Source organism: Povalibacter sp., assembly GCF_036735925.1.
GTDB lineage: Bacteria > Pseudomonadota > Gammaproteobacteria > Steroidobacterales > Steroidobacteraceae > Steroidobacter.
In genome coordinates this window covers 14,478-38,135 of the sequence record NZ_DAINNK010000009.1, presented here as the reverse complement: position 1 = coordinate 38,135, position 23,658 = coordinate 14,478, and the positions used below count along the sequence as shown (strand labels likewise).

28 protein-coding genes are annotated in these 23,658 nt (G+C 64.6%); 9 read left to right on the top strand and 19 right to left on the bottom strand.

From position 1 onward, the window contains the following. Positions 1 to 9 precede the first annotated feature (9 nt). The 4 genes from V7D81_RS04860 to V7D81_RS04845 all read right to left on the bottom strand — a co-directional run bounded on the left by V7D81_RS04860 (position 10) and on the right by V7D81_RS04845 (position 2,692). On the bottom strand, positions 10 to 447 hold the full coding sequence (locus V7D81_RS04860) for a cupredoxin domain-containing protein (RefSeq protein ID WP_324314906.1): 438 nt from the start codon (positions 445 to 447) through the stop codon (positions 10 to 12). After that, positions 444 to 1,076 (bottom strand): SCO family protein, encoded by a 633-nt coding sequence (locus V7D81_RS04855; protein WP_324314904.1) that lies wholly within the window; start codon positions 1,074 to 1,076, stop codon positions 444 to 446. Before V7D81_RS04855 ends, V7D81_RS04860 begins: the two co-directional genes overlap by 4 nt. Before the next feature lie 117 nt (positions 1,077 to 1,193). After that, on the bottom strand, positions 1,194 to 2,222 hold the full coding sequence (locus tag V7D81_RS04850; protein WP_324314902.1) for an ABC transporter substrate-binding protein: 1,029 nt from the start codon (positions 2,220 to 2,222) through the stop codon (positions 1,194 to 1,196). Positions 2,223 to 2,377: 155 nt separating this feature from the next. Continuing rightward, entirely contained in the window at positions 2,378 to 2,692 is a 315-nt protein-coding gene (locus tag V7D81_RS04845; protein ID WP_324314900.1) for an MmcQ/YjbR family DNA-binding protein, read from the bottom strand. 238 nt (positions 2,693 to 2,930) lie between these two features. Between V7D81_RS04845 and V7D81_RS04840 the strand changes: the two genes are divergently transcribed. Next, positions 2,931 to 3,329, top strand: coding sequence for a hypothetical protein (locus V7D81_RS04840; RefSeq protein WP_324314899.1), 399 nt, complete (start codon positions 2,931 to 2,933; stop codon positions 3,327 to 3,329). Positions 3,330 to 3,336: 7 nt separating this feature from the next. Here the strand turns inward: V7D81_RS04840 and V7D81_RS04835 are convergent, their stop codons facing one another. From V7D81_RS04835 to V7D81_RS04825, 3 genes are all read right to left on the bottom strand, one after another. Next, positions 3,337 to 4,074 (bottom strand): DUF899 domain-containing protein, encoded by a 738-nt coding sequence (locus V7D81_RS04835; protein WP_324314897.1) that lies wholly within the window; start codon positions 4,072 to 4,074, stop codon positions 3,337 to 3,339. A 173-nt stretch (positions 4,075 to 4,247) separates the two neighbouring features. Further along, positions 4,248 to 5,540 carry an RNA polymerase sigma factor gene (locus V7D81_RS04830; RefSeq protein WP_324314896.1) on the bottom strand — a complete coding sequence of 431 codons (1,293 nt, stop codon included), beginning with the start codon at positions 5,538 to 5,540 and terminating at the stop codon, positions 4,248 to 4,250. After that, positions 5,537 to 5,896 carry a YciI family protein gene (locus V7D81_RS04825; RefSeq protein WP_324314895.1) on the bottom strand — a complete coding sequence of 120 codons (360 nt, stop codon included), beginning with the start codon at positions 5,894 to 5,896 and terminating at the stop codon, positions 5,537 to 5,539. The genes V7D81_RS04830 and V7D81_RS04825 overlap by 4 nt, the downstream gene beginning before the upstream one ends. 475 nt (positions 5,897 to 6,371) lie before the next feature. On the opposite strand from V7D81_RS04825, the gene V7D81_RS04820 reads away from it, so the two are divergent. Then, positions 6,372 to 7,343, top strand: coding sequence for a ketopantoate reductase family protein (locus V7D81_RS04820; protein WP_324314893.1), 972 nt, complete (start codon positions 6,372 to 6,374; stop codon positions 7,341 to 7,343). Positions 7,344 to 7,519: 176 nt separating this feature from the next. Here V7D81_RS04820 and V7D81_RS04815 read toward each other — a convergent pair whose 3' ends face one another. Next, entirely contained in the window at positions 7,520 to 7,747 is a 228-nt protein-coding gene (locus V7D81_RS04815) for a hypothetical protein (protein WP_324314892.1), read from the bottom strand. Positions 7,748 to 7,934: 187 nt separating this feature from the next. Between V7D81_RS04815 and V7D81_RS04810 the strand changes: the two genes are divergently transcribed. Beyond that, the gene (locus V7D81_RS04810) at positions 7,935 to 8,705 is read left to right on the top strand and encodes a ParA family protein (protein WP_324314890.1); all 771 of its coding nucleotides are present in this window, start codon (positions 7,935 to 7,937) and stop codon (positions 8,703 to 8,705) included. A gap of 94 nt (positions 8,706 to 8,799) precedes the next feature. Here the strand turns inward: V7D81_RS04810 and V7D81_RS04805 are convergent, their stop codons facing one another. The 9 genes from V7D81_RS04805 to V7D81_RS04765 all read right to left on the bottom strand — a co-directional run bounded on the left by V7D81_RS04805 (position 8,800) and on the right by V7D81_RS04765 (position 18,608). Further along, entirely contained in the window at positions 8,800 to 9,042 is a 243-nt protein-coding gene (locus V7D81_RS04805; protein ID WP_324314888.1) for a hypothetical protein, read from the bottom strand. A gap of 281 nt (positions 9,043 to 9,323) precedes the next feature. Next, positions 9,324 to 10,028 carry a DUF6901 family protein gene (locus tag V7D81_RS04800; RefSeq protein WP_324314886.1) on the bottom strand — a complete coding sequence of 235 codons (705 nt, stop codon included), beginning with the start codon at positions 10,026 to 10,028 and terminating at the stop codon, positions 9,324 to 9,326. Beyond that, positions 10,025 to 11,440, bottom strand: a complete 1,416-nt coding sequence (gene ppnN / locus V7D81_RS04795) for a nucleotide 5'-monophosphate nucleosidase PpnN (protein WP_324314884.1) — start codon at positions 11,438 to 11,440, stop codon at positions 10,025 to 10,027. Before ppnN ends, V7D81_RS04800 begins: the two co-directional genes overlap by 4 nt. Beyond that, positions 11,437 to 11,991, bottom strand: coding sequence for a L,D-transpeptidase family protein (locus tag V7D81_RS04790; RefSeq protein ID WP_324314883.1), 555 nt, complete (start codon positions 11,989 to 11,991; stop codon positions 11,437 to 11,439). Before V7D81_RS04790 ends, ppnN begins: the two co-directional genes overlap by 4 nt. A 252-nt stretch (positions 11,992 to 12,243) precedes the next feature. Beyond that, entirely contained in the window at positions 12,244 to 12,618 is a 375-nt protein-coding gene (locus tag V7D81_RS04785; protein ID WP_324314882.1) for a hypothetical protein, read from the bottom strand. A 234-nt stretch (positions 12,619 to 12,852) separates the two neighbouring features. Next, the gene (locus V7D81_RS04780; RefSeq protein ID WP_324314881.1) at positions 12,853 to 14,997 is read right to left on the bottom strand and encodes a LysM peptidoglycan-binding domain-containing protein; all 2,145 of its coding nucleotides are present in this window, start codon (positions 14,995 to 14,997) and stop codon (positions 12,853 to 12,855) included. Between the two features lie 199 nt (positions 14,998 to 15,196). After that, positions 15,197 to 16,498 (bottom strand): NADP-dependent isocitrate dehydrogenase, encoded by a 1,302-nt coding sequence (gene icd / locus V7D81_RS04775; RefSeq protein ID WP_324314879.1) that lies wholly within the window; start codon positions 16,496 to 16,498, stop codon positions 15,197 to 15,199. A gap of 168 nt (positions 16,499 to 16,666) precedes the next feature. Beyond that, positions 16,667 to 17,965 (bottom strand): sensor histidine kinase, encoded by a 1,299-nt coding sequence (locus tag V7D81_RS04770; RefSeq protein ID WP_324314877.1) that lies wholly within the window; start codon positions 17,963 to 17,965, stop codon positions 16,667 to 16,669. Next, a complete protein-coding gene (locus V7D81_RS04765) occupies positions 17,922 to 18,608 on the bottom strand; it encodes a response regulator transcription factor (RefSeq protein WP_324314876.1) in 687 nt (228 codons plus the stop codon). The genes V7D81_RS04770 and V7D81_RS04765 overlap by 44 nt, the downstream gene beginning before the upstream one ends. 228 nt (positions 18,609 to 18,836) lie before the next feature. Here V7D81_RS04765 and V7D81_RS04760 point away from each other — a divergent pair, with 228 nt between their 5' ends. The 5 genes from V7D81_RS04760 to V7D81_RS04740 all read left to right on the top strand — a co-directional run bounded on the left by V7D81_RS04760 (position 18,837) and on the right by V7D81_RS04740 (position 21,281). After that, positions 18,837 to 19,382, top strand: coding sequence for a phosphatase PAP2 family protein (locus V7D81_RS04760; protein WP_324314875.1), 546 nt, complete (start codon positions 18,837 to 18,839; stop codon positions 19,380 to 19,382). A gap of 149 nt (positions 19,383 to 19,531) precedes the next feature. Beyond that, positions 19,532 to 19,813: a DUF2277 domain-containing protein gene (locus tag V7D81_RS04755; protein WP_324314874.1), complete on the top strand. Its 282-nt coding sequence runs from the start codon at positions 19,532 to 19,534 to the stop codon at positions 19,811 to 19,813. A gap of 36 nt (positions 19,814 to 19,849) precedes the next feature. Then, positions 19,850 to 20,260, top strand: a complete 411-nt coding sequence (locus tag V7D81_RS04750; protein WP_324314873.1) for a low affinity iron permease family protein — start codon at positions 19,850 to 19,852, stop codon at positions 20,258 to 20,260. Then, positions 20,260 to 20,763 (top strand): signal peptidase II, encoded by a 504-nt coding sequence (gene lspA, locus V7D81_RS04745; RefSeq protein WP_324314871.1) that lies wholly within the window; start codon positions 20,260 to 20,262, stop codon positions 20,761 to 20,763. Before V7D81_RS04750 ends, lspA begins: the two co-directional genes overlap by 1 nt. After that, complete coding sequence (locus tag V7D81_RS04740) at positions 20,760 to 21,281, top strand: GNAT family N-acetyltransferase (RefSeq protein ID WP_324314869.1); 522 nt, start codon at positions 20,760 to 20,762, stop codon at positions 21,279 to 21,281. Before lspA ends, V7D81_RS04740 begins: the two co-directional genes overlap by 4 nt. Positions 21,282 to 21,284: 3 nt before the next feature. Here the strand turns inward: V7D81_RS04740 and V7D81_RS04735 are convergent, their stop codons facing one another. Then, positions 21,285 to 21,482: a hypothetical protein gene (locus V7D81_RS04735; RefSeq protein WP_324314867.1), complete on the bottom strand. Its 198-nt coding sequence runs from the start codon at positions 21,480 to 21,482 to the stop codon at positions 21,285 to 21,287. A gap of 97 nt (positions 21,483 to 21,579) precedes the next feature. On the opposite strand from V7D81_RS04735, the gene sugE reads away from it, so the two are divergent. Continuing rightward, positions 21,580 to 21,915: a quaternary ammonium compound efflux SMR transporter SugE gene (gene sugE / locus V7D81_RS04730; protein ID WP_324314865.1), complete on the top strand. Its 336-nt coding sequence runs from the start codon at positions 21,580 to 21,582 to the stop codon at positions 21,913 to 21,915. 120 nt (positions 21,916 to 22,035) lie between these two features. Here sugE and V7D81_RS04725 read toward each other — a convergent pair whose 3' ends face one another. Then, on the bottom strand, positions 22,036 to 23,610 hold the full coding sequence (locus V7D81_RS04725) for a serine hydrolase domain-containing protein (RefSeq protein ID WP_324314863.1): 1,575 nt from the start codon (positions 23,608 to 23,610) through the stop codon (positions 22,036 to 22,038). Positions 23,611 to 23,658: the final 48 nt, after the last annotated feature.

The window sequence follows — 23,658 nt, the reverse complement described above, 5'->3', positions numbered from 1 at the left end:
CTTGTTCTCTCACGCTTTCAACTTCGACCATTGCTCGCGCACACGCCAGGCGATGCGTCTCCACGGCGTCGACGGTTCCGGATAGACGATGACCGTCATCTGCCCGCTCGCGTGCGCCGTGCATGCGAACTGGTACTCCGAAGCCACTTCGAACGGCAGCCGGAAACTCTGTCCCGGCATCATCAGTGCCGGGCCAAACGTCTGCGGCACATCGTCGAGATTCCTGAGCAGCAGCACGTCGTTCACACCGAGCGTCAACCGGATCTCGTTCGGCAGGATGTCCACCAGATCGCCGGCCATGCGCCGCGCCCACGTTCCCTGCGGAATCTCGAACACTTCCTCGCGCGACGCAGGTTTGTCGATCGGAGCGAACCCCGCCCAGCCCAGAATCGCCAGTAGCCCGACTGCGAACGCTCCGCCGATCGCTGCACCGGCACGAGACTTCATTCGCTCAGCAGGACCCGGAGGTCGTGCACGTAATCATCCGGCGTGTGCCCGTAGGGCATGAGCGCACGCAGCGCGCCCTTGCGGTCGATCAGGTACACGTAGGACGAATGCGCGACCATGTAGTTGTTGCCGAACACCTTCTTCTCTGCCTGGATGCCGTAGTCCTTGCGCACGGCTGCCATCTGATCGACCGTACCGGTGCCGCCCACGAACGTCGGATCGAAGGTGCCGAGGTACTGCTTCATGCGCGCGGCGGTATCGCGTTCCGGATCGACGGTCAGGTAGATGACCTGTGCGTCAGAAGCCGCCGCGCCGAGTTTCTTGCGCGCCGCCGCCAGCACCGACAGCGTCGTGGGACAGACATCGGGACAGGACGTGAAGCCGAATCCCAGCAGGACGACCCGGCCGCGATAGTCGCTGAGCTTCAGCGGCGCACCGCCCGAGCCTTGCAGCGAGAAGTCCGGTGCCACCCGCGGCGGATCGAACACGCCTGCCTTGAGCGCCGGGGCCGCCGCCCCCGCGGAAGCCGAGAGCGTCGCCAGCCCGATCGCGCACAACAGTCCCAGGACCGCCCGCCTGCCCTTGGGGTGCTGGAAATTTCTTCGTGTCGTAGTGGGCCGGCTCGTCATGATGCGTCTACATTTCCCCAGCGTGCTTATAGAGCGCGCCGTCCGCCAGCGGCAATCGGCAGCCCATTGATTCTCGCTATCGGCAGACCGGCGTGGAGTTATGGACGAAGCGCCCGATCAGAGATGGATCGTCGCGGCCTGCGCCACGCGCGCGAAACTCTCGTCCATGTATTTTTCGTAGGCGATGGGATGCTTGATCGTTCCTGCCTCGATCGACAGCTGCATCAGCTCCTCAAACTCCGAGCGGATCATTCGCAGGTCGCCGTACGTCACGCGATCGGTGGGATTCTCCATGACGAAGCGGATGATGTTCGGGTCCTGATTGAAGTAATCGCGGCCCGCGGCGATTTCGACCGCCTTGTTGCGATGATCCTGTTTCTGATCGAGCCATACCCCGGCGCCGAGGATCTGATTGACCAGGTCCTGGACCATCGGCCGGTTCTCCGCGATCAGTTCCTCGCGCACCGTGAGCACGCAGCAGATGTACTTCGGCCATTCATCGCGCGTCATGCGCAGCGGTCGTGCATAACCCGCGCTTTGCGCAGCCGCGCCGAACGGCTCGCCCGTGCAATAGGCATCGACTGCATTCGCATACAACGCCGCCGGCATGTCGGGCGGCGGCATCTCGACGATCTGCAGCTGGTCGACCGTCATGTTCTCTTCGGCCAGCATCTTGCGCAGGAAGAGGAGATCCACGGCAAACCGGCTCGGAATGGCGATGCGCTTGCCGGTGAGCTGCTTGAAGCTCTGAATCGTGGAGTCCGTGCGTACCATGATCACCGCGCCCGAGCGATGGCCGAGCGACACGATCTTCACGGGAATGCCCTTGTCGGCGAGATCCATGACCAGCGGCGCGAGCATGTAGGCCGCCTGGATGCGGCCCGCCATCAGCGATTCCTTGATCTCCGGCCAGCCGCTGTACTTGCTGTAGACGAAGTCATAGCGCGGCGCGTCCGGCGCTGACTTGGCATTGCTGGCCGCCTTGGCGACGCAGGCCACGGGCAACGTGAGGTTGCAGGTGACGGGCAGGCCGCCGACGACGAGTGAATTCGGGTTGCGTTCGGCGCAGGACATGAGGCCCGCCGGCAACGACGCCGCCATGAGGCCCTGGATGAATTGCCGTCGATGCAGGAATGCGGTGGTCACTGCTTCTCCCGAGCGTGATGCCCGTTGAAGCGGACAGACCTTTGCCGGTCGCTTACCGGCCTGGCGTGCTCGATGGCGGCATTCTAGCGGAGGAATGGTGCCCGGCCACTCCGCCGACGATCATGCATTGCAACAGATCCCTGTCGGGATCCGGCTCAGCCGCGTTTCGCGTCCAGTGCTTTGAGCGCACTCTTCGGGGCCACGAGACGCCAGGCGCGCTCCAGCTGATCGGCGAAGTCGCCGCTCGTGATGCCCTTGAGGAGCACCTTGGTCCATCCCTGCTCGGCCCACTGGTCGACGGTGAACGTGTACGGGTCCATCGACAGCAGCTGATGCTGGTCGTCGGAGGACAGCTTGAGGATGGCGATCGATTCCACGGGCCACAGGACGGCGAACGTGTGCTCGCCCACGCGAAAGCCGCGATGACCCCAGTGATCGTGCTCGTTGGTTTCCGGCAGGGCCATCGCCATCCGGATTACTTCGTCGGTCCTGACCAAGATCCACCCCTTCTGTTCAATGCGCGAAAGTCTATAGCAGGCCGGGACCCCGGAATCGTGACGCCTGCCGCATTCGTGCAGCCGGATCGGCCGGGCGCAGGCACTGACCCCGCGGATTTCCCTGTCAGACCGGTCTGGCCGGCTGAAGCCGGCCCCACAGAAAAGCGCGCCTGGAGCCGCTCTCGTCAGCCGCTGCAACTAGAATCGCATCGTGAAACCGCGATCCTTCAACCAGCCACAGCAGCCGCGCGAACCTGCCGGCAAGCGGGAAATCCTCGTCCCCGCATCGGTGCGGATCGCACGGGAGAAGATCGCCGCCCGGCTCGAAGCGGCACGCGCGAAGGCCGTGGCGCGCGCGAAGTTGCGGGCTGCGCGCGAGGAACGGGAGATCGCCCGGGCCGCGCTGAAGATCGCCCGGATGCTCGATCGCAAGGCCGCAGAGAAGGAACGTGAAGCGGCCCGGCTGGATCGGCAGGCACAACGCGTGGCCTTCCAGCTCGCGCGACGCGACCGTCTCGAGGAACAGCGGCTATCGCGTCGCGCCCGCGTCACCGAACTGAAGGCGAAGCGCAGGCAACGCAAGCGAGCGGCGCCCAGGAGTCCGAAATGAGAAGCCGCTATCGCCGATAGCAGCAGACAGGCGCCACGGGCAGTTCATAGCGATCGTGGAGCCGCACCCAATCGGTGAGATCGAAAGCGGGGCCTGTCTCGTTGCGTCCCTTCGGCGTCAGATCGAGATAGCTGTAGGCGCCGACCAGCAGTTCGGTGCCGCGACCGTAGGCAGAGTAAGTGCGATAGATGACGCCGTCGCTGTCGCGCAGGAATACGCTGATGCCGGGCATCTCCTCGCTCGCCAGATACTGATCCTCGAAGTTGTAGAACACCGGTCCGTCAGTCAGCTCCTGCGGCTGGAACGACACGCTGAAATCCCGGTTGAAATCGCTGCCGTAGGACGAGACCCAGTGAAACTTCCAGCCCATGCGGCGCCGAAAGGCATCCAGCTTCGGCCACGGCGCGCGTGCAACGGCCGCGAAGGCGACATCGTGATGCTGCAGATGGACGAAGGCGGCATCGACATGATCCGCCTGGAACGAACAGCCGACGCAGCCTTCTTCCCACTCCGGCGCAAACATGAAGTGCTGCACCACGAGCTGGCTGCAGTTGCCGAACAGATCCACCAGCGTCTGCCTGCCTTGCGCGCCGAAGAACGAATATGCCTTGATCACTGCCATCCACGGCAATTCCCGCCGCTGTCGCCGCAGATCGTCGAGCTGCCGCCGCAGATCGTTCTCCCGCAACAGATGCCGCCTGCGCGCGGCAAGCCACTCGGCTTCGCTGACGACGGGGTGATTCATGGCTCGGTCCTCACGATGACGCACATCCCGAGGACGGATGGCGTCGCGCGAAGTCGACACGGCCGGAGATTTCACACGGAGTGACGATCAAGGAAACTCTCTGTGGGGCCGGCTTCAGCCGGCCTCTTCAAGTGCAAAGGCCGGCTGAAGCCGGCCCCACAGAAAGAGGGATCTCAGCTTCGATGCGGATGCACACGACGCAGGGCACGCTGCTCTTCGGGTTCGCCGCTGTCGATGAGCTGGTCGAGGTGCTTGCGGATGTGGCTGGCTTCGGCGGCCGTGTTGGCGAGGGACAGGGCGCGGTCGAAGGCGAGGCGTGCGTCGTCGCGGCGATCGAGCTGCAGCAACAGGGCGCCGCGGGCACCGTGGAAATGAAAATAACCGGCAAGTGCCTCGGCCAGCGGCTCGATCATGGCGAGCGCGGCAGCCGGACCGCTGACTTTCGAGACCGCCACGGCGCGATTGAGCGTGACCACCGGCGAAGGCTGCACTGTTTCAAGCACGGCATAGAGCTGGTCGATCTCGCTCCAGTCGGTGTCGTCGAACTTGTCCGCCTGGGTGTGCACGGCCGCGATCGCGGCCTGCAGCTGATAGGGACCGACCCTGCGCATGCGCAGCGCCGCCTCGACCAGCGCGAGGCCTTCGCGAATCATGTCGCGATTCCACAGGCGCCGATCCTGGGCTTCGAGCAGCACGATCTCGCCCGCCGTGTCGAGCCGCGCCGGCGCGCGGGCGTGCTGCAACAGCAGCAGCGCAGCCAGGCCCATGATCTCGCTCTCGCCCGGAAACAGCTGCAGCAACAGGCGCGCGAGACGGATCGCCTCTTCGCACAATGGCGCGCGCAGATGTACATCGCCGCCGCTGGCCGCATAGCCTTCGTTGAAAAGCAGATAGACCATCGCCGCCACGGTCGCGAGTCGCTCCGACCGCTGCTCGGCGCCGGGCGTTTCGAACGGCACGTCGGCCACGCCGACGCGGCGCTTGGCGCGCGTGATGCGCTGTTCCATCGCCGACTCGGTGACCAGGAAGGCGCGTGCGATCTCGCGTACGGACAAACCGCAGACGATGCGCAGCGCCAGCGGAATCTGCTGGGTCGGCGGCAGCTCCGGATGGCAGCAGATGAACAGCAGCCGCAGCACATCGTCGCGATACCGGGAATTGTCGAGCTTCTCGGCGAGCGGCGTTTCGGTGTCGTCCGTGTCGGAGATCACGTCGTCCGGCGGCAGTTCCTGCAGGCGGCTGTTGCGACGGACTTCATCGAGCGCGACGTTGCGCGCGACCAGGATGAGCCAGGCCACCGGATCGTTCGGCGCGCCGTTCACCGGCCAGCGCTTCAGCGCCCGCAGGCAGGCTTCCTGGAAGGCTTCCTCGGCCGTATCGAGATCGCGGAAATACCGCAGCAGCGCCGCAATCGCCTGCGGGCGTGCATTGGTGAGCGCGGTGTCGATCCAGCCGGGATCGCTCATGCCGAAGGGCCGGGGAAGAAATTGCGCACCGGACGGATCTCCATGCAGCCCGGCGCCTCGACAAATTGACGCGCGATCTCCGCGGCTTCCTCGGCGCTGTCGCAGTCGACGATGTAGAAGCCGAGCAGTTGCTCCTTCGTTTCGGCGAACGGACCGTCGAAGGTCGCCTTGATGTTGCCCGAGCGGACAGTCGTCGCCGTCGTCGTGGGCTGCAGCCGCGCGACGGGACCCATCTTGCCGCGCGCCGCGAGATCCTGGATCACCTTCTGGTGCCGGGCCATCACTTCGTCGTCCTGTTCCTGGGTCCAGCGGCCGACCTCGGCCTCCTGGTTGTAGCAGAAGATCGCGTACTGCATGGAAAACCCTCGCTGGCTGATCGGGGCTGGAGTATGCCGCATGTTCCGAACAGCCCGGGCGGGCGCGCCATTACTGTGGACGTTCGCGCTGTGTACGCGATTCTTCTGCAACGGGCAGAGCAGGCGGCGCTGGACGCTGTTGCTCGCGCCTGCGTAATTTCCGCGCGACGAATACCGTCAGACCGCCGGCAGACGTCGTACCGGCAACCGCCCACGCGGCGGCGGCGAGACAGGCTGGGCACATGTCGGGTCCTCCGAGGATGTTTCCTCTAGGACGGAGGAGTCGTGGGCGAGCCGACATTTCGTCCGGCGGTGGGAGCCTCTTACTGTGGGGCCGGCTTCAGCCGGCCTCTTTTCAGAAGTCAGGCTAAAGCCTGACCTACAGAACCCCCATCCTGTCCTTCCCCCCGCTACGCGGAGGAAGGGACGCTCATGCGAACCTCATGTGATTCGTTGAAGCGTTATCCTGCCCGTCATGAACACCGCTCCCGACTTCGCCATCCTCGGCGCCGGCGCCATCGGTTCCATCCTCGGTGCACACCTCGCGCGCGCCGGTCACTCGGTCGTCATGCTGGTGCGCGAGCGTCGCGCGCAGCAACTTCGCTCCAGCGGCCTGCGGATCCGCGGACTGGCCGAATTCGACATCGATGTGCCCGTGCTGACCGATGCTTCGCAGCTCAGGCAGATCGGCACCCTGATCGTCGCCATGAAAACCATGGGCACGGCCGAAGCATTGCAGCCGCTGCGCGCAGCACAGATCGATGCCACCTTCTCGATCCAGAACGGCGTCTTCAAGAACGATCACCTGATCGCCGCGTTCGGACGCGAACACGTGCTCGGCTCGCTCGCCGACACCAGCGGCGAACTGCTGCCGTCGGGCGAAGTGCTGTTCACTCGCAACATCAATTTGCTGGTCGGCGAACTGGACGGCCACCTGAGCGAGCGGGCTCAATCGATCGCCTCGACCATCGACCGCGCGGGCGTCCGCTCCACCGCCGTGGACGACATGCTCGGCCGCGAATGGTCGAAGTTCGTCGCCTGGACCGGCTTCATGACGCTGGCCGTCGCGACCCGCGCCGTGACCTGGAAATACCTGGTGGATCCCGACATCGCCATCCTGCTGGCGCGCACGGTTCGCGAAATGGGCGTCCTCGCCCGCGCCGAAGGCATCGCGCTCAACGACCAGGCGATGCTGCCCGTGGCATCGATGTGCCGCGGCAGCGAACAGGAAGCGATAGAGGTCGTACTGCGCGCCGGCGAATCGTTCCGCACGAAGGCGCCCGACCATCGCATGTCCGCGCTGCAGGATTTCAGTTCGGGCCGGCCGCTTGAGATCGAAGATACGGTGGGAGAAGCGTTGCGCGTCGCCGCGCGTCATGGACTTGCGATGCCGGTGCAGGAATCGCTTTACCGGCTGGTCCGCGGACTCGAACGGCTCGGAGCCTAAGAATATTTCACACGGAGTTCACGGAGAACACGGAGGCAGAAGAGACAGAGAATGGCCGCAAAAGGCGCAAAAAGCGCAAGGTGGGAAAAGAGCATTCTTGTTTTGCGCCTTTTGCGCTTTTTGCGGCTATTTTTCTTCGATCTCCGTGTGCTCCGTGAACTCCGTGTGAAACCTTCTCAGCTCTTCTGCAGAGAACGCCGGCGCTGCCGGGCGAATTCGACCAGCGACGCCGACAACACCGCGCCGAGAATGGCGAGCGTGGTATGCGGTGCGAACACGAGCGCGATACCCGTCAGCGCGAACAACGCGAGTGCGAGGCAGAAGCCGGCGATCTTTGGCGCCAGATGACGCAGCGCGCCAAGCGCGTCGTCGAGTTCGTCGATCCAGAGCAGTAGAAATTCCATGCGGATGCCTCGGTGGTCGGCAACGACTGTACGCGGCCGGTTGCGGGGTCGGTGTGAGCGGACTCACAGCCGCCCGCTACGACCAACGGGCAGGCGAGTGACCGTCGTCACAAAGTCGACCTTGAACCTGGATTACCCTGTCCCGTAGGCTGAGGGTTGAACGCCGGCCTGCGGCAAGCAGTTTCGAATGCAAAAAATCGTCGTATTGAATCCGAAAGGTGGTTCCGGCAAAACCACGATCGCGACCAATCTGGCGAGCTATTTTGCTGTTTCCGGCCTACGGCCGACCCTGATGGATCTCGACGCGCAGGGATCGAGCACGCGCTGGCTGAGCAAGCGCGCCAAGGGACTGCAGGCCATCCACGGCATCGCGGGCTACGAACGCAATTCGCGCGTCACGCGCAGTTTCGCGACGCGGTTGCCGCTCGACACCGAACGGCTCGTCGTCGACACGCCCGCGGCGCTCGAGCCGCAGAACCTTCCGGACATCACGCGCAACGCCACCGCGATCCTGGTGCCGGTGCTACCGTCGGACATCGACATCCACGCCGCCGCGAAATGCATTTCCGATCTGCTGCTGATCGCCAAGGTGAAGCGCGAGGAACAGCGCATCGCCGTCATCGCCAATCGCGTCAAGAAAAATACGCTGATGTACAAATCGCTGATGCGGTTTCTGGAGACGCTGCAGATTCCGGTCGTGACCACGCTGCGCGATTCGCAGAACTACATCCGCGCCGCCGAATCCGGCACGGGCCTGTTCGAAATGAAACCGTACCTGGTGCGCGAGGATCTGGATCAGTGGCTGCCGCTGCTGGGCTGGCTGGCGCAGCGTACGCCGCTGACGTTGCAGGCGGGCGTACCGGCGATGACGTCGGTATTGCGGGCCAGTGCGATCGCACCGACGCCCGATGCCGTGCCCGGCGCGACGACGCCGGCGGCGGCTTCCCTTCCGGAATGATCTTCTCCCTGTAGGTCAGGCTTCAGCCTGACTCCTCAGAAGGCCGGCTAAAGCCGGCCCCACAGCAAGAGAGAAAGAACAAGAGTCCCAATCTCTACTTCTTGTCCTTGTCCCAGCCGTGGCGAACCTTGTCGCTCCAGCTCTTGTAGTTGCTCCAGCTGTTCAGCGAACGCGTGATGGCGGCATGACGCGAGTTGCTCGGCTGCGAGCGCTGCAGCCAGGCGCGCTGCGTGTCGCGGCCTGGATTGCCGACACGAACCGCCGCACTGCCCGCCTCGCCGACCCAGGCCCGATGCCTTCCGGTCGCTGACAGCTCATCGCTGTTGTGCTCTGACATATCGTGCCTCCTGTTGGGAAGGCACGTTAATGAGTCCACTGCAGCGCACGTGAGGAACTGGATCACAGCGACCCTGCGCATGGCGCGAGACTGCGACAGTTCTCTCAGAGAACGCGCGGATCGCACGCACCATTTAACCGGCGATTATTCGTTATTGAGCGAAGAGAGAAGAAGCATTTCCACGGGGGACACGGGGAGCACGGGGACAAGAAGAGATTTTTCTGTTCCGCCCCGTGTCCCCCGTGTCCCCCTTCCTCCCCGTGGAAATTCTTCTTCTCTCTTCAGGAAGGCTCGGCAAGCAACGCCGCAAAGGCGGGTTTGATCTCGTCGAGGATCTCGTGAATCGCCGAGGGCACGAGGCTGCTGTAGACATCGAGCAGCACGATGGCGTTGACGATGGCGTCCTGCCGGCTCGCCGCGCGCAGGCGCTGCGCCATGCCGCGGTTCACGGCGTGCATGCCGTGATACACGCTGTCGAGGTTGTCGAGCGAGAGGTCGGCCGTGCCGCCAGCGCGCGCCTTGAAATGCTGGGCGACGAGATACATCGCGGCGACGCGATAGGCGGTTTCGGATTCGTTGGAAAATGGCAGATGGAAGCGAGCCATCGGCCGGAAGTTGGCCGTGCGCGGGCAGCCGCTGGAGGCCATGATGAGTCCCATCAGCGAGGCCAGCGCCTGCTGTGCCGAGAGCGTGGCGACCACGGCGCGCTCTTCGCTTTCCACCGTGACGCGCACCGTGTCGTACGACACCAGATCGGAGAAGCCATCGATGACGCTCGCCAGGTGCACGGCGGCGGGGCAATGCGTCGTCTTTTCCTTGTCGAGCGGACAGCCCGCACACTGGTGAAACGGCAGCTCCGTCCAGGCGGGCGGATTCGGATCGGTGGACGGCGGCAGCTGCGCCGTGTCGCGATCGAGCTTGAGATCGAAGACGCGTTCGCGGGAATCCGGCAGGGCGAATCGGTACGTCGTTTTCAGATGACTCATGCGACCAGCCGGTAACAGGGCCGGTATTCGCCGGCGATTTTCATGCGTTTCTGCGCGACGAACGCGGCCAGCAGTTCGTCCAGCAACGTCATGACCTCCCTGTCGCCGTGCAGTTCGAACGGGCCGTGCGCCTCGATGGCCTGCACACCCTGCTCCTTCACGTTGCCCGCGACGATGCCGGAAAAGGCGCGACGCAGGTTGGCCGCCAGCACGTGCGGCGGCAGGTCGCGACGCAGTTCGAGCTTCGCCATCGCCTCGTGGGTCGGTTCGAAGGGCCGCTGAAAATCGGGCTGGATGCTGAGCAGCCAGTTGTAGTTGTAGGCGTCGCGATGCGAGCGGCGGAACTCGCGCACCGCGTCGACGCCGCGCGCCACTTCGCGGGCGGCCTGGGCAGGATCGCCGGTGACGATCTTGTAGCGCTTCTGCGCGGCAGGGCCGAGCGTCGCGCCGATGAAGCGGTCGATCTGCGCGAAGTACGCTGCGGACTCGGCCGGCCCGGTGAAGATCACGGGCAGCGGCTGATCGGCATTGGCCGGATCGAGCAGGAGGCCGAGCAGGTAGAGGATCTCCTCCGCCGTGCCGGCGCCGCCCGGGAAGACGATGATGGCGTGCGCGATGCGGACGAAGGCTTCGAGACGCTTCTCGATGTCCGGCATGATCACGAGCTGGTTCACGATCGGATTCGGCGGCTCGGCGGCGATGATGCCGGGCTCGGTGAGACCGATGTAGCGACCGTCGCGGATGCGCTGCTTGGCATGGCCGATGGTGGCGCCCTTCATCGGGCCCTTCATCGCGCCCGGGCCGCAACCCGTGCACACGCTCAGCGCGCGCAGGCCCAGTTCGTAGCCGACCTTCTTGGTGTAGTCGTATTCGTGCGAACCGATGGAATGCCCGCCCCAGCACACGACGAGGTCGGGACGTCCCTTGTAGTCGAGCACGCGCGCGTTGCGCAGGATGTGATAGACCGCGTTGGTGATCGACACCGGATCGTTCAGGTCGAAGCGGTTGTTGCCGAGGATGGCGTCGTGGATGTAGACCAGATCGCGCAGTGCGGCGAACAGGTGTTCCTTGATGCCGCGGATCATCTGGCCGTCGACGAAGGCGCTCGACGGCGCGTTCTTCACTTCGAGCTTGATGCCCCAGGCCTGCCGGCCGAGGCGGATGTCGAAATCCTCGTAGCGGTCGAAAATGTCGCGGATGTCGTCGGTGTGCAGGCCGGACGAAAGCACCGCGAGTGCGCAGCGCCGGAACAGCTGGTAGACGCCGCCGTGCCCCGCACTCAGCAGCTGCGCGACTTCGCGCTGCGACAGATTCTCCAGGCTGCCGGTCGGCGAGACGCGCGCATCGACCAGCGATTCGGCCTCGGCATGCGAGAGCGAAATGGTGGCGCCCTGATCGCCTGCTGCCGTCACGGCTGGATCTCGATGGGCGTGTCCGGCGGCGTCATCAGCCAGATTTCCACCATGTCCGAATTGGAGACGGCGATGCAGCCCTCGGTCCAGTCGACGTTGGCGTAGTAATCGCGCGGCTTGCGCGGCGTGTTCGGCTGGCCGTGAATCATGATGGCGCCGCCGGGACGCTGGCCCTGACGGCGCGCGCGTGCGACGTCCTGATCGTTCGGATAGGACACCTGGATCGACAGGAAATACTCGCTGTTGGGATTGCGGCGTGTCAGCAGGTACTTGCCCTCGGGCGTGCGGAAATCACCTTCGAACTGCTTGTGCCCTTCCGGACGCAGTCCGAGCGCGATCTTGTAGGTACGCAGCACCTTGTCGTTGCGCAGCAGCTGCAGCGTGCGCTTCGACTTGTTGACGACGACGTAGTCCGCCAGCGGCAGACCGGATTCGACGCTGGAGCCCGCGATGGCCGACGACGACAGCGGACCGTCGGCGCGAACGCTGAAAGCGAGCAGTGTCAGCAGACACAGCAGACTCGAAGAAAACACCCGATCGATCGACGGCATTCGGTTCAGCCCGGTTCGCAACATTTCGATGGCTCGCGAGTATAGCTCGCTTATGTTCACCCACCCGCGGCAAGCCGCCGGGCAAGTCGCCATCTTGCGAGGGAATTCACGAAAAGCCGTGACCGGCATCACCGGGCTGCAAGATTGCTCTTGCTGTGGGGCCGGCTTTAGCCGGCCTTCTCTCATTGAGGCGTCAGGCTAAAGCCTGACCTACAGCCTGACCTACAGCCTGACCTGCAGCCAGACCCGCAGCTAATCCTGCGCCTCAAGATGCACCGCAACGCAGCCCTCGCGCGCCGATCCGGTCTCGGGCACGAGCCGGTAGCGTCGTCCGGCGGAGACATCGACATCGAGCGAGAAGCGGCTGGTCGAGCCGGTTTCGCGAACGATGCAGTCCACCAGCAACTGATGGCTGCCGGGATCCACGTCGACGCCGCTCTGGGAAACACTCAGCGCGCGCCCGTCGACCTGGCGCAGCAGCGCCGACACCGGCGCGCCCGCGGTGAAGCGCAGGTCGCCGCTGATGTGGGCGACCTCGTCGCGCGCGAGCTTCGGGCCGTCGTAGGCCTGCTGGGTCATGCAGCCGGCGAGACCGAGCAGTGCCGCCACCATTACTACTGTCCGCACCTTGCCATTCCTCGGAGATCGGATTTCACACGGAGAGCACGGAGGACACGGAGGTCAAGGCAAAGAAGAAGAGGAGTTTCCACGGGGGGAAGAAAGGGAACACGGGGAGCACGGGGTCTCGGAACAGAAATTTTCTTTCCCCGTGTTCCCCGTGTTCCCATTCCTCCCCCGTGGAAATTCTTCCTTCTTGATCTCTGCTCCGTGGTCTCCGTGATCTCCGTGTGAAACATTCTTCTAATCCGACCCGCCCGCAGCACCGCCGTTCACCGGCGCGACCGTCGGGATGACGAGTTTGGTTCCCGGGCGCACCGCGCCGAGGTCAACGTCGGGGTTGTACTGACGCAGCAGCCAGATCGGAATGTTGTAGCGCTGCTGGGCCAGCACCCAGATCGATTCGCCGCTCTTCACGGTGTGACTGACGTCGCCGCTGATGCGGAATTCGGTGAAGAAGGCTTCCTGCAGCTGGCGGTGATACGCGGTGCGGCGCGCCTCGAACTGGTCGGGCGTGACTTTCGAGAAATCCATTTTCAGCTTGCGGCCGATGACGACCGGCGTCGCCGCCGTCATGCGATTGAGCTTGCGCACCTGGCTGCCGCGGACTTCGAGCCACTCGGCGTAGTGGCCGATGGTCTCGGCGGCCTGCACGCGAATGGTGTTGCCGTCATGAACCGAGTAATCGGCGGGATCGGCCGATGAGGCCGCCTGGGCGCCGGGCAGCAAGGTGGGCCCGATTTCTTCCGCTTCCTTCTCCGAGGCAGGTTCGACCGCTTCGGCGACCGCCGCGACTTCGGCCGTCGGCGCGGGCGTGACGGTATCGACCGGCACGCTGGCTTCCACCGGCGGCGCGACACGCGCCGACGCGACCAGCGCGAGCACCTGGCCCTCATAGACGAAGTTGCGATTGCGGATGTCGTTCATGTCCATGAGCGCCTGCTCGGTCAGGCCATGCCGGGAGGCGATGCGCGACAACGTATCGCCGCGCTTCACCACGTACTTTTCGCTGCCGACCACGCCGGTCGGCACTGCCTCGCGCTTCGGCGGCTCCTTCTCCGCCTGAGCGACCGCGGCGGTGGGCGGCGCGGCGCCGGGCTTCACGGGCAGGGTCAGGACCTGACCGATCCGGATCTGGTACGGACGGCGCAGGCCGTTCATCTCCGCGAGCTGGTTCATGCTGACGCCATAGCGGCTCGCGATGACCGAGAGCGTCTCGCCCTTGCCCACCTTGTGATGCGTGTCGGCCACCTGCGCGTCGAAGCTCGCCGCATTCGACAGGCGCGCGACGACGGCATTCATGTCGACGCTCGCCGGGATACGGAAATCGAAACCGCGCGGCACGTGGCGCGAACCGTTCCACACCGACGGCAGCAGCGAAGGATTCAGCTTGCGCAGCAGGTCGCGATCGACCTGCAGCGCCGCGGCGAGTTGCGTCGCGGGCACGTAGTTCGCGAGCGACAGGGTCTGGCTGTTGTCGACCGGATCGAGCTTGATCGGACCGAAGAACCTGGCCGGATCGGCATCGATCTCGAGCGCCGCGAGGAAGGCGACATAGAAATTACGCGAGGCGAAGCCGAACGAGCGGCTGCTGTAGTTGCGTACGATCGTGGTGATGTCGCTCGTGCCCATCTGTTCCTTGGCGCGACGCATGCCCGCCGTGCCGTGGTTGTAGGCGGTCAGGGCCAGCGGCCAGCTGTCGAGCACGATGTAGTTCTGTTCCAGGAATTTTCCTGCGGCTTCGGTCGCGACGTAGGGATCGAGGCGCTCATCCACGACGCTGTCGATGCGCATGAAGCGCCGGCCCGTGGCGCGCATGAACTGCCACATGCCCGCGGCGCCCACCTTCGAATAGGCATACGTGTTGAAGGACGATTCGACGTGCGGCAGCGCCGCCAGCTCCGTCGGCAGACCCATCTTCGCGAAGGTCTTTTCGATGTGGGGTTTGTAGGCACCGGAGCGGATCACGCCTTCGAGGAAGCGGTCGGCCTGCCCGAGCTGGAAACGCACTTCCTCGGAAGCCTGCTCGAAGCGGCTGCGCCGCGTGCCTTTCGGCCACAGGTCATGGACGCGCTGCTCTTCCGCGCTCAGGTCGGTGGCGCCGGCGGCGAGACGGTCGAGAATGCGGCTGTACTTGCGCTTGATGTCGTCGATGCGGTTCGAGCGTTCCTTCGGCGACAGGTCGGCAGGCAGCCGGATCTTTTCGTAGACGACGTCGAGGCGGACCGGATCGTGGATGAGTCCGCCGTCGGTGCCGACCTCGGTGTAGATGCGCCGCCAGAACGCGATGTCGCGTTCGAGTTCGGCGGGACGCGGAAAGCCATCGCTCGCCAGCACGTGAGTCGTGGCGAATGCGAGGACGAGAAGGAGCAGCAGGCGATGGAACATGGGGGAAGACTATCAACCGCAGTTCGTATCGTCGAACGATGCTTCTGCCTGTGGGGCCGGCCTCTGTCTGTAGGTCAGGCTTCAGCCTGACTTCTCAGAGGCCGGCTGAAGCCGGCCCCACAGGCAGAGGCAGAGGCAGAGGCAGAAAAAAATCGGGGCGCTTGCGCGCCCCGATTTCCGGTCCGTCATCCGACCTGCGTCACAGGTTGCGGATCATCGCGTCCGCAAACTCCGAGCACTTCACTTCCTTCGCACCCTCCATCAGGCGGGCGAAGTCGTAAGTGACCGTCTTCTGGCCGATGGTCTTGTCCATGGAGCTGATGATGGCGTCGGCCGCTTCGGTCCAGCCCATGTAGCGCAGCATCATTTCGCCCGACAGGATCACCGAACCCGGGTTCACCTTGTCGAGGTTGGCGTACTTCGGCGCGGTGCCGTGAGTGGCTTCGAACACGGCATGACCCGTGACGTAGTTGATGTTGCCGCCCGGCGCGATGCCGATGCCGCCGACCTGCGCGGCCAGTGCGTCCGACAGGTAGTCGCCGTTGAGGTTCATGGTCGCAATGACATCGAACTCTTCGGGACGCGTCAGCACCTGCTGCAGCGTGATGTCGGCAATCGCATCCTTGATGATGACCTTGCCGGCCTTCTTCGCCGCATCCTGTTCTTCGTTCGCGGCCTTCTCGCCCTTCTCTGCCTTGGTGCGTTCCCACTGATCCCAGGTGTAGACCTGGTCCGCGAACTCCTTCTCGGCCAGCGCGTAGGCCCAGTTACGGAAGGCACCTTCCGTGAACTTCATGATGTTGCCCTTGTGCACGATCGTCACGCTCTTGCGCTTGTTGATCAGCGCGTACTCGACGGTTGCGCGGAACAGGCGCTCGGTGCCTTCCTGCGAGACGGCCTTGATGCCGATGCCCGAGCTGTTCGGGAAGCGGATCTTGGCGTACTGCTTCGGGAACGCGGCCTTGAAGGCTTCGAGGAACTTCTGGTTGTCCGGCGTGCCGGCTTCGAATTCGATGCCGGCGTAAATGTCTTCGGTGTTCTCGCGGAAGATCACCATGTCGACCTTGTCCGGCGACTTCACCGGCGAAGGCACACCCTTGAACCAGCGCACCGGGCGCAGGCAGACGTAGAGATCGAGCATCTGGCGCAGCGCGACGTTCAGCGAACGGATGCCGCCGCCGATCGGCGTGGTCAGCGGACCCTTGATGGAGACGAGGTAGTCGCGGCAGGCCTGCACGGTTTCATCCGGCAGCCAGGTGTTGAAGAGATCGTTGGACTTCTGGCCCGCATAGACCTCCATCCACTGGATCTTGCGCTTGCCGCCGTACGCCTTGGCCACGGCCGCATCGAGCACGCGAACCGACGCGCGCCAGATGTCCGGACCGGTGCCGTCGCCTTCGATGAATGGGACGATCGGCTGATCGGGAACGCTGAGTTTGCCGTTCTGGATGGTGATCTTCTGGCCCTGGGCGGGCACGTTGAGCTTGACCGCTGTCGACATCGACGGAACTCCGATGGATCTTGGGGGAAAGGCTGAATCGCGGGGGATTTGGAGGCGCGGAATGATAGCAGAAGGCTACCGGCGACAGGCTGCAGGCGACTGTCAGAGTCCGCATCTGACTTGTTGCCTGTTGCCTGTTGCCTGTCGCCTGTCGCCCGTAGCCTTGGTTCAGAACCCCACCCTCGCCCGCACCCCGTCCACCGTGTTTTCCAGCTTCATTTCCCAGCGATATCGCTCGCAGATGCGCCGCACCAGATAGAGGCCCATGCCATGGCCGCCGGGATGGGTGGTGAAACGGCGTGCGGGTTGCGAGAGGTCGGCGGACGGCAGGGAACCGGCATTCGAGACGCTGAGTTCGCGGCCGCTCAGGCGGCAGAGCACGTCGTCCGCGGTGCCGTGCTGCAGGGCATTGCGCACGATATTGCCGATCAGCATGGCCACCATGCTCTCGGGCGCGGCGACGCGCACGGCTTCGCGCCGGTCGATGTCGACGCGGATCTTCTTGTCCGGCGTCACGCTGCGCAGGTCTTCGACGACGCGCGTCAGCAGTTGCTGGATTTCGCAGCCGGCGTCGCCATCGCGCGCGATGCGTTCCTCGCGCGACAGGGTCAGCAGTGCGTCGGTGAATTCGGTCATCTCGCGCACCGCGCGCTGGATGCGACCCAGCGCATTCGCCGCGGCGGGACGATCCGCCATCTGTGCCTCGAGCAGTTCGACGGCGCCGCGAATCACCGCGAGCGGCGTGCGCAGCTCGTGACTCGCGGTCGACGTGAACGACTGCTCGCGTTCGACGAAGCCGTCGAGCCGTTCCATGTACGTGTCGATGGAGCGCGCGATGGGCTCGAGTTCGTTGCCGGCGAACTCTGCGCCCATGCGCACGTGCCGCTGTCCCGGGTCGATGGCGGTGAGACGGTCGGCCAGCGCATTGATGGGCTTGACCAGCCGGCCGGAAATGCCGAACGCCGCCCAGCCCGCGACCGCGACGATGCCGACGACGCCGAGGGCGATGATGAGGATGGCGATCAGCTCCTGGCGCGCATGCGTGGTCACGTCGTACGTGATGTACAGACGCCCGAAATCGCCGTCGCGCACCAGCACATCGAGCACACGCCCTTCGGAACGCACGCGATGCATCTCGCCCGGCCGCAACGTTGCGATCCGCCGCGGCAGTTCGGCGAAGTCGCTGGAGCGATAGATGCTCAGGCGCGCCGAACGCAGCGGCTCCGCGCCGCGATCGACGCGCATGCGCTGTTCGTAGTGCGCGAGTTCCTCGGAGAGCAGGTCGTAGGTGACGTTGCGCTTCAGGCGTTCGTCGGCGAGCACGGCCCACGCCGCGAGCACGACGCCCGCGATGGCGACGAGCGCGATCATCGTGCCGGCGATGCGACCGCGCAGGCTGAGCTGCGCGAGCCGCTCGTTCAGCTCACGGACGAAGCGGATCCGGCGAAAGTCGATAGCCCGTGCCATGAATCGTGTGCAGCAGTTTGACGGAGAAGTTCTTGTCGATCGCGGTGCGCAGCGCATGCATGTGGGCGCGCAGGAAATCGCCCTCCGGCGCGCGATCGCCCCACAGTTCGTGCTCGAGTTCGGCGCGGGTGACGACGCGGCCGGCATGCTGCATGAGCACGGCGAGAATGCGCCGGGTCGTGGGATTGAGCTTGATGCGCTCGCCGGCGCGCTCGGCCTCGAGCGTATTGAGATCGAATTTCAGATCGCCCACCGTCAATACCCGCGGCGTGTCCGGCGGACTGGCGCGACGCACCAGCGCCTTGAGCCGCGCGTCGAGTTCGATCAGGGAAAACGGCTTGATCAGGTAGTCGTCGGCGCCGGCCTCGAAGCCTTCGACCTTGTCCTCGAGCAGATCCTTGGCGGTGAGCATGAGGATCGGCACGCGCGTATGGCCGGCCGAACGCAGGTTGCGACACACGGTCAGCCCGTCCATGCCGGGCAGCATCAGATCCAGCACGATGACGTCGTACTGCTCGTTCATGGCGAGTTCGAGCCCGATGCGCCCGTCGGTCGCATGCGCCACCGCATCGCCGCGCGCACCGAAGTATTCGGCAACGTTGGCGGCAATGTCCTTGTGGTCTTCGATCAGCAGGATCTGCATGGTCGGGCCTGGCAGTAGGTCGCAGCCATTCTAGGCCATGCCTTCTTGCTGTAGGTCAGGCTTTAGCCTGACTCCTCAAGAGAAGGCCGGCTGAAGCCGGCCCTACAGGGGAGTCCCCACAGGAAAATCAAAGAACAGGGAACGAAGTCACGAAACAGTCACCTGCCTGTCAACCGGATGCAGCACGGCATCCCCAAGATGTGCGGTAACTGTAGCGAGGTGACCGACATGGCCTCCGCAAGAACCGCAGCATTGTTCCGGCGCGTCGATGCGATCGAATACGGCTGGTGCCTGAAGCTGAATCGCGGCTGCAGCCGGCGGCGCATCCGCGAACTGTTCGCCGCCGTGAGCCGGCTGGGCGACGGGGTGCTCTGGTACACGCTGGTCCTGTCGCTGCCGTTCATCTACGGCCAGTCGGCGCTGCTGCCGGTGCTGCGCATGGCGATCGTCGGATTCACCGGACTCGCGCTCTACAAGTTCCTCAAGTCGCGGCTGGTGCGCGAACGGCCCTACATCTCGCTGGCCGGCATCGTGCCGGGCACGAAGGCGCTGGATCGCTACAGCTTTCCTTCCGGTCACACGCTGCACGCCGTGAGTTTCACGGTCCTGATCACGGCCAGCTATCCGGAACTCGGCCTGCTGTGCATTCCGTTTGCCGCGCTGGTGGCGATGTCGCGCGTCGTCCTCGGATTGCACTATCCGAGCGATGTCGCGGCGGGCGGCGTGATCGGCGCAGTACTCGCGCTGGCGAGCATGGTCCTGATGCCGCTCTGAGAGGGGCCACGAAAGTGGCAGAAGTGACGGAAGTCACGTAGGTCAGAAAACCACCCGCGTCACCCTCGCGACGTTCCTCGTCACCTTCGTGACTTTCGTCACTTTCCCCTACACTCCTCGGCGCAGTCCCTGCGCACCGGAGTGTCGTCATGTGCCGCAACATCAAGACCCTGTTCAACTTCGAACCGCCCGCGACGCCGGATGAAATCCGCGCCGCCTCGCTGCAGTTCGTCAGAAAGCTGAGCGGATTCACCCGCCCCTCGAAACTCAACGAAGCGGCGTTCGATCGGGCGATCGACGAGGTCGCGGCGGCGGCGCAGACGCTGATCTCGTCGCTGGTCACGACAGCGCAGCCGCGCGACCGCGAACTGGAAGCGGAACGTGCGAAGGCCCGTTCGGCGATGCGCTTTCCGCCATTGCGGCAGAACTGACCTCGTCATCACCCGCTCGAATCGCAGGAGAGGATCATGCCCGCGGTTAGCCTCTATTCCACGCTGGCCAAGAAGGCTGCGCGCTTCACCGGCAAGCCGGCCACGTTTCTGCTGGCGATGCTGATCGTCGTCATCTGGGCCGTCACCGGGCCACTGTTCGGGTTCAGCGATACCTGGCAGCTGGTGATCAACACCGGTACGACGATCGTCACGTTCCTGATGGTGTTCCTGATCCAGAACACCCAGAACCGCGACACCGAAGCGATGCAGGTGAAGCTCGACGAACTGATTCGCGCCACGAAGGGCGCGCACAACGCGCTGCTCGACCTGGAGGAACTGGACGAGCAGGCACTGCGCGATTTCAAGCAGCGCTACGAAGCGCTGGCGACCGCCGCGCGCGTGGCGCTGGAGAAAGGCACTCTCGATACCGACACGCCGGAAACCTGATGTCCTCTGCAAACAGACTCTGGAAAATTGCTGCGGTGCTGCTGGTCTGCATCGGACTGGATCAGCTCACCAAGGCGATCGCCAAGGCGACTCTGCCGCGCGAAGACGCGTGGTCCTACCTCGGCGATACCGTGCGCCTGCAACTCGCCCACAACTACGGCGCCTTCCTGAGTCTCGGCGATTCGTTGCCGCCCGGCTGGCGACAGGCATTGCTGTCCGCGGGCGTCGGCATCGTGCTGCTCGGCCTGCTGGTCTATCTGCTGTGGTGGAAGAACGTGAATCCGCGCAACCTCGTGCCGCTGTCGCTGATCCTTGCCGGCGGCGCGGGCAACCTGATCGATCGCGTCGCCTACGGCGGCTACGTGGTCGACTTCCTGAATCTCGGCATTGGCACGCTGCGCACCGGCGTATTCAACGTGGCGGACGTTGCGATCATGGCCGGTGTCGTGTGGTTGCTGCTGACCGACTTCCTGGTCAAGCCGGGAAAACAGGAGACCGCTTGAAGATCGTCACCTGCACGCTCGATGCTCACGGCGCCGCGATCCTCGACATCTTCAACGACGCGATCCTCAACACGACCGCGCTGTACGACTACAAGCCGCGCACGGCGCAGAGCATGACGGAATGGTTCGAGGTCAAACGCGCCGGCGATTTTCCGGTGATCGGCGCGGTGAACGACGACGGCGTGCTGCTCGGATTCGCGAGCTACGGAAAATTCCGGCCCCACGCTGCCTACAAATACTCGGTGGAACACTCGATCTACATCCACCACAAGCATCGCGGCAAGGGACTGGCGCCGCTGCTCATGCAGCAACTCATCGATGCCGCCCGACAGCAGAACTATCACCTGATGGTGGGCGGCATCGACGCCACCAACACCACCAGCATCCGACTGCATGAGAAGCTCGGATTCACGCACGCGGGCACGATCAGCCAGGCCGGCTTCAAGTTCGGACGCTGGCTGGATCTCGCCTTCTATCAGCTGATTCTGGAAACACCGGCGCAGCCGGCGGACGGCTGATCCTCACCAATGAACCCGCAGCCCCAGCGCGCCGTTGACGCCTTCGCCGAGCGTGTTGCGGTCCCAGTATTTCTCGTCGAACAGATTGTTGATGCTGCCGGCGATCACGGTACGCCTCCCGCCCAGCTCCGTCTGATACTGGAAGCCCGCGCTGACGATCGTGCGGTCCGGGATCGGGAACTTCGCGCAGCGGCGAAACACTAATGCCCGGCACCGAATATTCCAGGTCGGTGCGTCGCGGGGACGACCTCGCGGCTGCAGTCACTCCAGGGGACGACCCCGCAACTGCGGTGTCATCATGTCCTCACAGCTTCCCTGGCTCCTGTTATTGCTGGCCGGCCTTTTCGAAATCGCATGGGCCGTCGGGCTCAAGTACACCGAAGGTTTCACTCGCCTGTGGCCGAGCCTCGGTACGGGCGCCGCGCTCCTCATCAGCATCACGCTGCTGGCCGTGTCGTTGAAATCACTGCCGGTGGGCACGGCCTATGCCGTGTGGGTGGGCATCGGCGCCGTCGGCACCGCGATCGTCGGCATCGTCGTGTTCGGCGAATCCGCCAGCACGACGCGGCTGCTGAGCCTGCTGCTGATCGTCATGGGTGTTGCAGGTCTCAAATTGAGCACGTCGCCGCTCTGACGCGGACGGGGGATTCTTGTGGGTCAGGCTGTAGGTCAGGCTTCAGCCTGACTCCTTAAAAGAAGGCCGGCTAAAGCCGGCCCCACAGTAAGAGGCCCACCCTGACCCTCCTCCGCTGTCTCAAGGACACGCAGCCACGCGCGTGAAAGCAAGGTCCTCATAGTCGTAGCTGAAGTCCGCATCCGGATCCACCTTGCTCAGCGTGAGCGACGCGCCGGCGAAATGCAGCCAGGGCTCCACGTCGACGCTCTCCTCATCCCAGTCCACCAGCACGCGTTCGCCGACCTGCATGAGACGCCCGTGCAGTTGCGTCGATCTGGCCGAAGCGAACCGCACCTCCTCGCCTGCGGCACAGACCGTCACCTCGCCGAACCAGGGGTCGCGATAGACGCCAAGCTGCTGCGTCATGTTCCGTGCGAGCGCGAGCCGTCGCGACGAAGTATCCGGCGCACGCTTCTCCGCCGGCTTCCCTGCCCGCTCCGCTTCGATCGCCTGCGCATACCAGGACGCCGGTTTCGCGTTGTCGGGTGCGGTGAAATGTTTTGCCAGCGCGGAATTCAGCACGGCGCGCGCGTCGGCGCCGTCACCGTTGATCATGAACACGAAGCCGCCATTCTTCTCCGGAAACAGATTCACGGCGGAGAACATGCCCGCGAGCGTGCCGGTGTGCGCGACGCGCCAGACGCCGTCGACGTCGGAGAGCCGCCAGCCGTAGCCGTACGCATTGAAGCGGCTGCCGTCCCAGTCGCGCTGACGCTTCGAGATCGGCATCGGCGTATGCGCGCTCCACAGTGCAGTGCGCTGCGCCTGCGACAGCCACGGTTTGCCGTCGCGTGACTTCAGGTCGGGATCGAGCCACAGCTGCATCCAGGCGAGCATGTCGTTCAGGCTGCAGCGAATGCCGCCGGCCGCGGCGGAGGGAATGACGGGAACGATCTTCTCGTCCGCACGAATCACGACATTGCCGTCGTACTGACGCATGTGCGGCTGCGCGACGTTGCCGACCGACTCCCGATCGAACCCGCCGACCCGGCAACGTGTCATGCCGAGCGGCGCGAAGAGTTCGCGCTGCACGAGTGTTTCGTAGCTTGCACCGCCCGCCGCCGCAGCCACCTCGCCGGCGACGACGTACATCAGATTGTCGTAGTCGTAGCGCGAGCGGAAGCTGTGCAGCGGCTTCAGATGCGCGAGCGCCGCGATGATGTCGGCGCGCGTGAACAGCGTCGGCTCGGGCCAGAACATGAGATCGCCTGCGCCTTCGCGCAGCCCGCTGTTGTGGATCAGGAGATCGCGTACCTGGAGGTTCTGCGTCACCCACGGGTCGTACATGCGGAACTGCGGCAGATGCTTCGTGACGGGATCGTTCCAGTCGAGCTTGCCGGCATCGACCAGGCGCGCGAGCACGCCCGTCGTCATCGCCTTGCCGTTGGAAGCGATCTTGAACAGCGTGTCGGCGTCGACCTTCTCGCCTGAACCCGCGACGACTTCGCCGATCGTGCGCGTGTAGACGACCTCGCCGTCTTCGATCACGCCGATGGCGAGGCCGGGCAGGCGATAGCGCTGCACGACGTCGTCGACGAGGGCGTCGAACGATGCCGCAGATTGCGCCGGTGTCTGGGCGCAGGAGACGACACCGAACAGCAGGGAACAGAAAGCGATGCGAACGAAGGAATGGCGCATGCGTGCAACAGCCATCGGGAGACTCGATCGAGACTACCTCGCCCGTGCACGTCCGTGTACGCG

Coding starts and splice junctions, on each gene's coding strand:
- V7D81_RS04765 (WP_324314876.1), bottom strand. CDS start 18,608: ATGCAGATCCTGCTGATCGAAGACCACAAGGACATTGCCGCCAACGTT.
- lspA (WP_324314871.1), top strand. CDS start 20,260: ATGTCCTCTGCAAACAGACTCTGGAAAATTGCTGCGGTGCTGCTGGTC.
- V7D81_RS04780 (WP_324314881.1), bottom strand. CDS start 14,997: ATGTTCCATCGCCTGCTGCTCCTTCTCGTCCTCGCATTCGCCACGACT.
- V7D81_RS04725 (WP_324314863.1), bottom strand. CDS start 23,610: ATGGCTGTTGCACGCATGCGCCATTCCTTCGTTCGCATCGCTTTCTGT.
- V7D81_RS04860 (WP_324314906.1), bottom strand. CDS start 447: ATGAAGTCTCGTGCCGGTGCAGCGATCGGCGGAGCGTTCGCAGTCGGG.
- V7D81_RS04800 (WP_324314886.1), bottom strand. CDS start 10,028: ATGAGTCATCTGAAAACGACGTACCGATTCGCCCTGCCGGATTCCCGC.
- V7D81_RS04770 (WP_324314877.1), bottom strand. CDS start 17,965: ATGGCACGGGCTATCGACTTTCGCCGGATCCGCTTCGTCCGTGAGCTG.
- V7D81_RS04755 (WP_324314874.1), top strand. CDS start 19,532: ATGTGCCGCAACATCAAGACCCTGTTCAACTTCGAACCGCCCGCGACG.
- V7D81_RS04790 (WP_324314883.1), bottom strand. CDS start 11,991: ATGCCGTCGATCGATCGGGTGTTTTCTTCGAGTCTGCTGTGTCTGCTG.
- V7D81_RS04820 (WP_324314893.1), top strand. CDS start 6,372: ATGAACACCGCTCCCGACTTCGCCATCCTCGGCGCCGGCGCCATCGGT.
- V7D81_RS04825 (WP_324314895.1), bottom strand. CDS start 5,896: ATGCAGTACGCGATCTTCTGCTACAACCAGGAGGCCGAGGTCGGCCGC.
- V7D81_RS04845 (WP_324314900.1), bottom strand. CDS start 2,692: ATGGCGATGGCCCTGCCGGAAACCAACGAGCACGATCACTGGGGTCAT.
- sugE (WP_324314865.1), top strand. CDS start 21,580: ATGTCCTCACAGCTTCCCTGGCTCCTGTTATTGCTGGCCGGCCTTTTC.
- V7D81_RS04805 (WP_324314888.1), bottom strand. CDS start 9,042: ATGTCAGAGCACAACAGCGATGAGCTGTCAGCGACCGGAAGGCATCGG.
- V7D81_RS04855 (WP_324314904.1), bottom strand. CDS start 1,076: ATGACGAGCCGGCCCACTACGACACGAAGAAATTTCCAGCACCCCAAG.
- V7D81_RS04835 (WP_324314897.1), bottom strand. CDS start 4,074: ATGAATCACCCCGTCGTCAGCGAAGCCGAGTGGCTTGCCGCGCGCAGG.
- icd (WP_324314879.1), bottom strand. CDS start 16,498: ATGTCGACAGCGGTCAAGCTCAACGTGCCCGCCCAGGGCCAGAAGATC.
- V7D81_RS04830 (WP_324314896.1), bottom strand. CDS start 5,540: ATGAGCGATCCCGGCTGGATCGACACCGCGCTCACCAATGCACGCCCG.
- V7D81_RS04815 (WP_324314892.1), bottom strand. CDS start 7,747: ATGGAATTTCTACTGCTCTGGATCGACGAACTCGACGACGCGCTTGGC.
- V7D81_RS04750 (WP_324314873.1), top strand. CDS start 19,850: ATGCCCGCGGTTAGCCTCTATTCCACGCTGGCCAAGAAGGCTGCGCGC.
- V7D81_RS04760 (WP_324314875.1), top strand. CDS start 18,837: ATGGCCTCCGCAAGAACCGCAGCATTGTTCCGGCGCGTCGATGCGATC.
- V7D81_RS04810 (WP_324314890.1), top strand. CDS start 7,935: ATGCAAAAAATCGTCGTATTGAATCCGAAAGGTGGTTCCGGCAAAACC.